This is a genomic window from Acinetobacter sp. T_3_1 (assembly GCF_025377055.1).
GTDB lineage: Bacteria > Pseudomonadota > Gammaproteobacteria > Pseudomonadales > Moraxellaceae > Acinetobacter > Acinetobacter kookii.
This window is the reverse complement of sequence record NZ_JACHVD010000037.1, coordinates 1-5688: the sequence shown is the minus strand read 5'-3', so window position 1 is coordinate 5688 and position 5688 is coordinate 1. Positions and strand designations below refer to the sequence as shown.

6 protein-coding genes and 3 pseudogenes are annotated in these 5688 nt (G+C 43.3%); 5 read left to right on the top strand and 4 right to left on the bottom strand.

Annotated elements, in window-relative coordinates; translation table 11 throughout:
* Positions 1–137, top strand: a pseudogene (locus H4I94_RS15940) (IS4 family transposase); the annotation flags it as partial.
* Positions 138–172: 35 nt separating this feature from the next.
* Here the strand turns inward: H4I94_RS15940 and tsaA are convergent.
* Positions 173–886: a tRNA (N6-threonylcarbamoyladenosine(37)-N6)-methyltransferase TrmO gene (gene tsaA, locus H4I94_RS15935; protein ID WP_261183704.1), complete on the bottom strand. Its 714-nt coding sequence runs from the start codon at positions 884–886 to the stop codon at positions 173–175.
* A 105-nt stretch (positions 887–991) separates the two neighbouring features.
* On the opposite strand from tsaA, the gene H4I94_RS15930 reads away from it, so the two are divergent.
* Complete coding sequence (locus H4I94_RS15930) at positions 992–1771, top strand: ferredoxin--NADP reductase (protein WP_261183703.1); 780 nt, start codon at positions 992–994, stop codon at positions 1769–1771.
* 60 nt (positions 1772–1831) lie between these two features.
* On the opposite strand, the gene H4I94_RS15925 is transcribed toward H4I94_RS15930, so the two are convergent.
* On the bottom strand, positions 1832–2467 hold the full coding sequence (locus tag H4I94_RS15925) for a cation transporter (RefSeq protein ID WP_261183701.1): 636 nt from the start codon (positions 2465–2467) through the stop codon (positions 1832–1834).
* Between the two features lie 82 nt (positions 2468–2549).
* On the opposite strand from H4I94_RS15925, the gene H4I94_RS15920 reads away from it, so the two are divergent.
* The 3 genes from H4I94_RS15920 to H4I94_RS15910 all read left to right on the top strand — a co-directional run bounded on the left by H4I94_RS15920 (position 2550) and on the right by H4I94_RS15910 (position 4715).
* Positions 2550–2978: a Cd(II)/Pb(II)-responsive transcriptional regulator gene (locus tag H4I94_RS15920; protein WP_261183700.1), complete on the top strand. Its 429-nt coding sequence runs from the start codon at positions 2550–2552 to the stop codon at positions 2976–2978.
* 68 nt (positions 2979–3046) lie between these two features.
* Complete coding sequence (gene yegQ / locus H4I94_RS15915; protein WP_131275069.1) at positions 3047–4444, top strand: tRNA 5-hydroxyuridine modification protein YegQ; 1398 nt, start codon at positions 3047–3049, stop codon at positions 4442–4444.
* Positions 4445–4460: 16 nt separating this feature from the next.
* Entirely contained in the window at positions 4461–4715 is a 255-nt protein-coding gene (locus tag H4I94_RS15910; protein ID WP_131275071.1) for a YfhL family 4Fe-4S dicluster ferredoxin, read from the top strand.
* 240 nt (positions 4716–4955) lie between these two features.
* Here H4I94_RS15910 and H4I94_RS15905 read toward each other — a convergent pair.
* Together H4I94_RS15905 and H4I94_RS15900 are read right to left on the bottom strand one after the other, a co-directional pair.
* Positions 4956–5141: pseudogene (locus H4I94_RS15905) on the bottom strand (FAD-dependent oxidoreductase); the annotation flags it as partial.
* A gap of 19 nt (positions 5142–5160) precedes the next feature.
* Positions 5161–5688: pseudogene (locus H4I94_RS15900) on the bottom strand (FAD-dependent oxidoreductase); the annotation flags it as partial.

The window sequence follows — 5688 nt, the reverse complement described above, 5'->3', positions numbered from 1 at the left end:
AAGCGGGTTGGACAGTTCAACGCTTACTCAGAATAATTCAAGTGAATTTATTTGAAAGAAAAACTTTAAAAGCTTTATTCTCACCCGATAAAATCCCCATCAAACAAGAGGAAGCTCATGTGAGCTTCCTCTTGTAAAAATTGTGGGACAGCAGTGGCTTAAAGCTCCTTTTTTACGTCAAAATTTCGAGAATTTGCACCTTATGGTCATCAACCTTAAACTTCACATTCAAGTCGGCAAACAACATGCCATATACCCGCTCCGCATCATTTTGATAAGCCGGCCTTGGATCGAGCGATAAGACCTGTTCCAGTTCGTTTACAATTTGCGCTGTCAGTGTCTTTTGCTTGAGCAAAGCCTGCTTTTGCTGCTCGGCATTTTCTGTCCAAATAACCGGCATTCGTTCAGGCTCATCCTGTGCATAGCCACTTTGCGCCGTAACGACAGCATCTGAATATTGAATATAGGGCTTAATATCGACGATAGGTGTGCCATCCAGAAGATCACTGCCCGTCACATAAACACGTACAGACTTGCCAACTTTTTTCACTTCTTTTAGCTGAACGACGGATAAACCAACGGGTGATGGTCGATACATGCTGCGTGTGGCAAAGACACCGATTTTTTTATTGCCACCCAAACGCGGCGGCCGTACTTGCGGTCTAAATTTTTGACTTTCCTGATGATTTTTATTGTCATGAAACTGCCACAACAACCAGAGATGACTAAATTCCTCGATTCCTTCAAATGCCAGCAAATCATTATAAGGTTCAACCATTTCAATATAGGATTCAACCTGTACCAGATTCGGTTGTCGTGGAATGCCAAATTTTTCCTTATAGGGCGATTTCATATACCCGATTATTGGCATTTTAAGCTCAGTCATAATCACTTTTTCTGATAAGTTCAATTAAATATATTCAGTTTATCGAGAATGTTTTTAGATTAGAATAGTAAGCTGTTCTAATTTGATAACTTATTGAGACCTTTAATGGCTGCTTTCAACGTCGAAAAGATTACTCACGTCCACCACTGGAATGACACTTTATTCTCTTTTAAAACCACTCGTGACACTGCATTGCGTTTTAAAAACGGACAATTTGTGATGATCGGTCTTGAAGTGAATGGTAAGCCTTTAATGCGCGCTTATTCAATTGCAAGTGCTAACTATGAAGAAGAATTAGAGTTTTTCTCTATTAAAGTGCCAGATGGTCCTTTAACTTCTATTCTGCAAAAAGTAAAAGTTGGTGATGACATTCTAGTTTCACGCAAACCGACAGGCACTTTGGTTCTTGACGATTTAAATCCGGGTAAAAATTTGTACCTTCTTTCTTCTGGTACCGGTCTTGCGCCTTTCCTTTCTGTGATTCGCGACCCTGAAACCTATGAACGCTTTGAAAAAATCATTGTGGTTCATGGTACACGTTTCATTTCTGAACTGGCTTACCAAGATTTGATTCTCAACGAAATTCCAAACCATGAATTCTTCGGTGAGTTAGGTGCTAAAGAAAAATTGGTGTATTACCCAACTGTAACGCGTGAAGATTTCCATACTCAAGGTCGTGTAACCACTGCCATTGAATCTGGTCAATTGTTCGAAAAAATTGGTCTGCCACGTTTCAACCCGGAAACTGACCGTGCAATGCTTTGCGGTAGCCCGGCATTCCTGGACGACGTTGCGGCTCTTCTTGACCAGCATGGTCTAAAAGAATCTCCACGTATGGGCGTTTTAGGCGACTACGTCATTGAACGTGCATTCGTTGAAAAATAAGATACTGAGCTATCTAAAAAACCGAGCTTATGAGCTCGGTTTTTTTATCTTCTCATTTAATTACTCAGATGCCGGTACAAAAGGCTTATTCTCTTTGCGTTCTTGTAAGGCTTTTTGAATCACCCGATACCCTGCCGTTAAACCTAAACTTGCCATAATCACGACAACCACAATATCCGGCCACATGCTCCCCGTACCAAATACACCGACCGCAGCCAAAATCACCGCGACATTGCCAATAGCATCATTACGGCTACACAGCCAGACCGACTGCATATTTGAGTCACCGTCACGAAAGGCATATAAAATCACGGCCGCAGTGACATTGGCAATTAAAGCAAGCAGACCAATTGCCCCCATAGTCATGGCTTCGGGCGGAATGCCTTGCACATAGGCATAGAGCGCTTTTGCAATGACCACAAAACCAAATAGCGCCATGGTGATGCCTTTTATCAATGCCACTGTAGCACGCCAGTATAGGCTTGCACCCAACACGGCCAGTGAAATGCCATAATTTACCGCATCACCAAAGAAATCGAGGGAATCTGCCCAAAGTGCAGAAGAGTGTGCATAAGCGCCCCCAATCAATTCCACGATAAACATCACAATATTAATAATGAGCGCAATCCACAAAGCCGTCCGGAATTTGCTATGTGGCTTTTGTGGTGCAGGTTCATGACTGCAAGTACATGTCATTTTTCACCACCTCTATGACTTTATTCATAACCTTGTTTATATTATTGTTATTCAAAACTATGGAGTAACTCCAAGGTCAAGTATGAATACACCTAAATATTATTTAATTAAAGATTTGGCCAATAAAACTCAGCTCAGCACGGACACAATCCGTTTTTATGAGAAAAAGCAGCTGATCCAGCGGAGTTTTCGAGCGGATAATAATTATCGCTATTATGATGAAAATACATTCAAACGACTGATGTTTATTAAACGCTGTCGCACGCTCGATATTTCACTCGGCGAGATTGAAGCGTTGCTTGAACTCGAACAGCAGCCCTCGCAAAGCTGCCATGCAGTGAATCAGCTGATTGAACAACACATTGAACAAGTCACTGATAAAATTATAGAATTACAAAAATTTCAACAACAGCTCATCCAGCTACGTGCCTCTTGCAGTAGCACCAAAACCATTGACAGCTGCCAGATTTTGAAGCAGCTCGAAGCCGAAAATAAGGAAATATCCAACTAATTTACTAGGTTGAATCATTTTTCTAGATCCCTACAATAAAGCCATAGTTTTTTTATGCCTTTAAAGACATGACCATTTCACACGTAACCGAACTTCTTTCTCCTGCCGGCTCGCTGAAAAACATGCGCTATGCCTTTGCCTATGGTGCCGATGCGGTATATGCAGGTCAGCCACGTTATAGTTTACGTGTACGTAACAATGCTTTTGATCATGACAATCTGGCAATTGGCATTGCCGAAGCACACGCCTTGGGCAAAAAATTCTATGTGGTGGTGAATATCCAGCCGCATAACTCAAAGTTAAAAAACTTCATTCGTGACTTGGAACCTGTCATTGGGATGAATCCAGATGCACTGATCATGTCCGATCCGGGTTTAATCATGATGGTGCGTGAACATTTTCCCGACATGCCGGTTCACTTGTCTGTACAGGCCAATGCCGTGAACTGGGCAACGGTAAAATTCTGGAAAAACATGGGACTCACTCGTGTCATTCTGTCACGTGAACTTTCTATCGAAGAAATTGAAGAAATTAAAAATAATGTTCCTGACATGGAAATTGAAGTTTTCGTGCATGGTGCATTATGTATGGCTTATTCCGGTCGTTGCCTGCTTTCTGGCTATATGAATAAACGTGATGCCAATCAGGGCGCATGCACCAATGCGTGTCGCTGGGATTATAAAATTCACGAAGCAGCTGAAGATGAAACTGGAGATGTGATTCCAGTTCAACAAATCGAAGAATCAGCATGCTGCAAAAACCAAGATGCCGATGAGCAACACGCCCTAGAACAACACCAATTTGGCGAGCCGGTTTTATTACAGCGCAATGAAGAAGACATGTTTGCAGCCGAAGAAGACGAACATGGCACCTACTTCATGAACTCTAAAGACTTGCGTGCGGTACAGCATGTCGACCGTTTAACCAAAATGGGCATTCATTCCTTAAAAATTGAAGGTCGCACCAAGTCCTATTTCTACTGCGCGCGTACTGCACAGATTTACCGTAAAGCGATTGATGATGCGCTAGAGGGCAAACCGTTTGATCCATCCCTGATGACTCAGCTGGAAGGCTTGGCGAATCGTGGCTATACGGAAGGTTTCCTGCGTCGTCATGTACATACTGAATATCAAAATTATGAAACCGGTTCATCGCGTTTTGACCATCAGCAGTTTGTCGGTGAAGTATTAGAGCGTAACGGTGACTACATCAAGATTGATGTGAAAAACCGTTTTGTGGTCGGTGACTCGCTTGAGCTGATGACCACTTCAGGCAATATCACGTTTACTTTAACAGAAATGAAAGATAAAAAAGGGAACCTGATTGAGGATGCCAAAGGTTCAGGCCATGTCGTGGATATTCCTGTCCCTGCCGATGTAGACATGAACTATGCCCTGCTGATTCGCAACTTGCCGAATTCGACGGCAGATATTTCAGCATCCTCGTTGGCCTATCAAGCGGTCTAATGTTAGAGAGATCGACATGGCTTTATTGATTACCGATAAATGCATCAACTGCGATATGTGTTTGCCTGAATGTCCGAATGAAGCCATTTATGAGGGCGATAAGGTGTATGAAATTGATGTGAACCGCTGTACAGAATGTGTCGGCTTTTATGAGCACCAAACCTGTATAGCCGTATGCCCAATTGAGTGCATTATTCCACATCCAGAGCATGTGGAAACACAAGAACAATTGATGCAGAAGTTTAAAAACTTGAATTTATTCAAATTTTAAAAAATATTTGGAGATGGCATCAAACTTGCTTAATTAAATACAACAAGATTGGGGTAAGAATAATAAAAAAGCGCAAAAACAAAAAATGTAGAAAAACAGAATAACCATGGAAATGGTGGTGATAAAAAAAGGAACCCAGAGTTAGCGTGCTGAGTTCCTATAAACAGGGTAAAACAAAAACTTGGGGAAATAAAGCCAAAGTGTCTATGTCAATGTACATAGCCACTTTGGCTTTTTTAATTACTGCCCCGAACGGATAATGTAATCAAAAGCAGACAGTGAAGCTTTGGCGCCTTCACCGGTGGCAATGATGATCTGCTTGTACGGCACCGTGGTACAGTCACCGGCAGCAAACACGCCCTTCACACTGGTTTCGTTGCGCTCATTAATCACGATCTCGCCACGGTTACTGAGTTCAACTTTTGATGCTNTTGTACGGCACCGTGGTACAGTCACCGGCAGCAAACACGCCCTTCACACTGGTTTCGTTGCGCTCATTAATCACGATCTCGCCACGGTTACTGAGTTCAACTTTTGATGCTTTCAGGAAATCCGTGTTTGGCAACAGCCCGATCTGTACAAAGATCCCCGCCAGTTCAACCGTGTGTTCCTCATCCGTTGCACGGTCCTTATATTTCAGTGCCGTCACCTGTGAACCGTCACCCACCACTTCAGTCGACAGTGCATTCATGATCACGGTGGTGTTTGGCAGGCTGTTCAGTTTGTCCTGCAAGACCTGATCGGCACGCAGTTTGGTGTCAAATTCCACTAGCGTTACATGCTCGACAATCCCCGCCAGGTCAATCGCCGCTTCCACACCCGAGTTGCCACCCCCAATCACCGCAACACGCTTGCCCTTGAACAGTGGACCGTCACAGTGCGGGCAGTAGGCCACACCACGGGTTTTATATTCCTGCTCACCCGGAACGTTCATCTCTCTCCAGCGTGCACCGGTCGACAGGATGATGGTTTT

Bases quoted from the DNA above. Each gene is read 5' to 3' on its own strand.
- tsaA (WP_261183704.1), bottom strand. From the start codon at position 886: ATGACTGAGCTTAAAATGCCAATAATCGGGTATATGAAATCGCCCTAT.
- H4I94_RS15930 (WP_261183703.1), top strand. From the start codon at position 992: ATGGCTGCTTTCAACGTCGAAAAGATTACTCACGTCCACCACTGGAAT.
- H4I94_RS15925 (WP_261183701.1), bottom strand. From the start codon at position 2,467: ATGACATGTACTTGCAGTCATGAACCTGCACCACAAAAGCCACATAGC.
- H4I94_RS15920 (WP_261183700.1), top strand. From the start codon at position 2,550: ATGAATACACCTAAATATTATTTAATTAAAGATTTGGCCAATAAAACT.
- yegQ (WP_131275069.1), top strand. From the start codon at position 3,047: ATGACCATTTCACACGTAACCGAACTTCTTTCTCCTGCCGGCTCGCTG.
- H4I94_RS15910 (WP_131275071.1), top strand. From the start codon at position 4,461: ATGGCTTTATTGATTACCGATAAATGCATCAACTGCGATATGTGTTTG.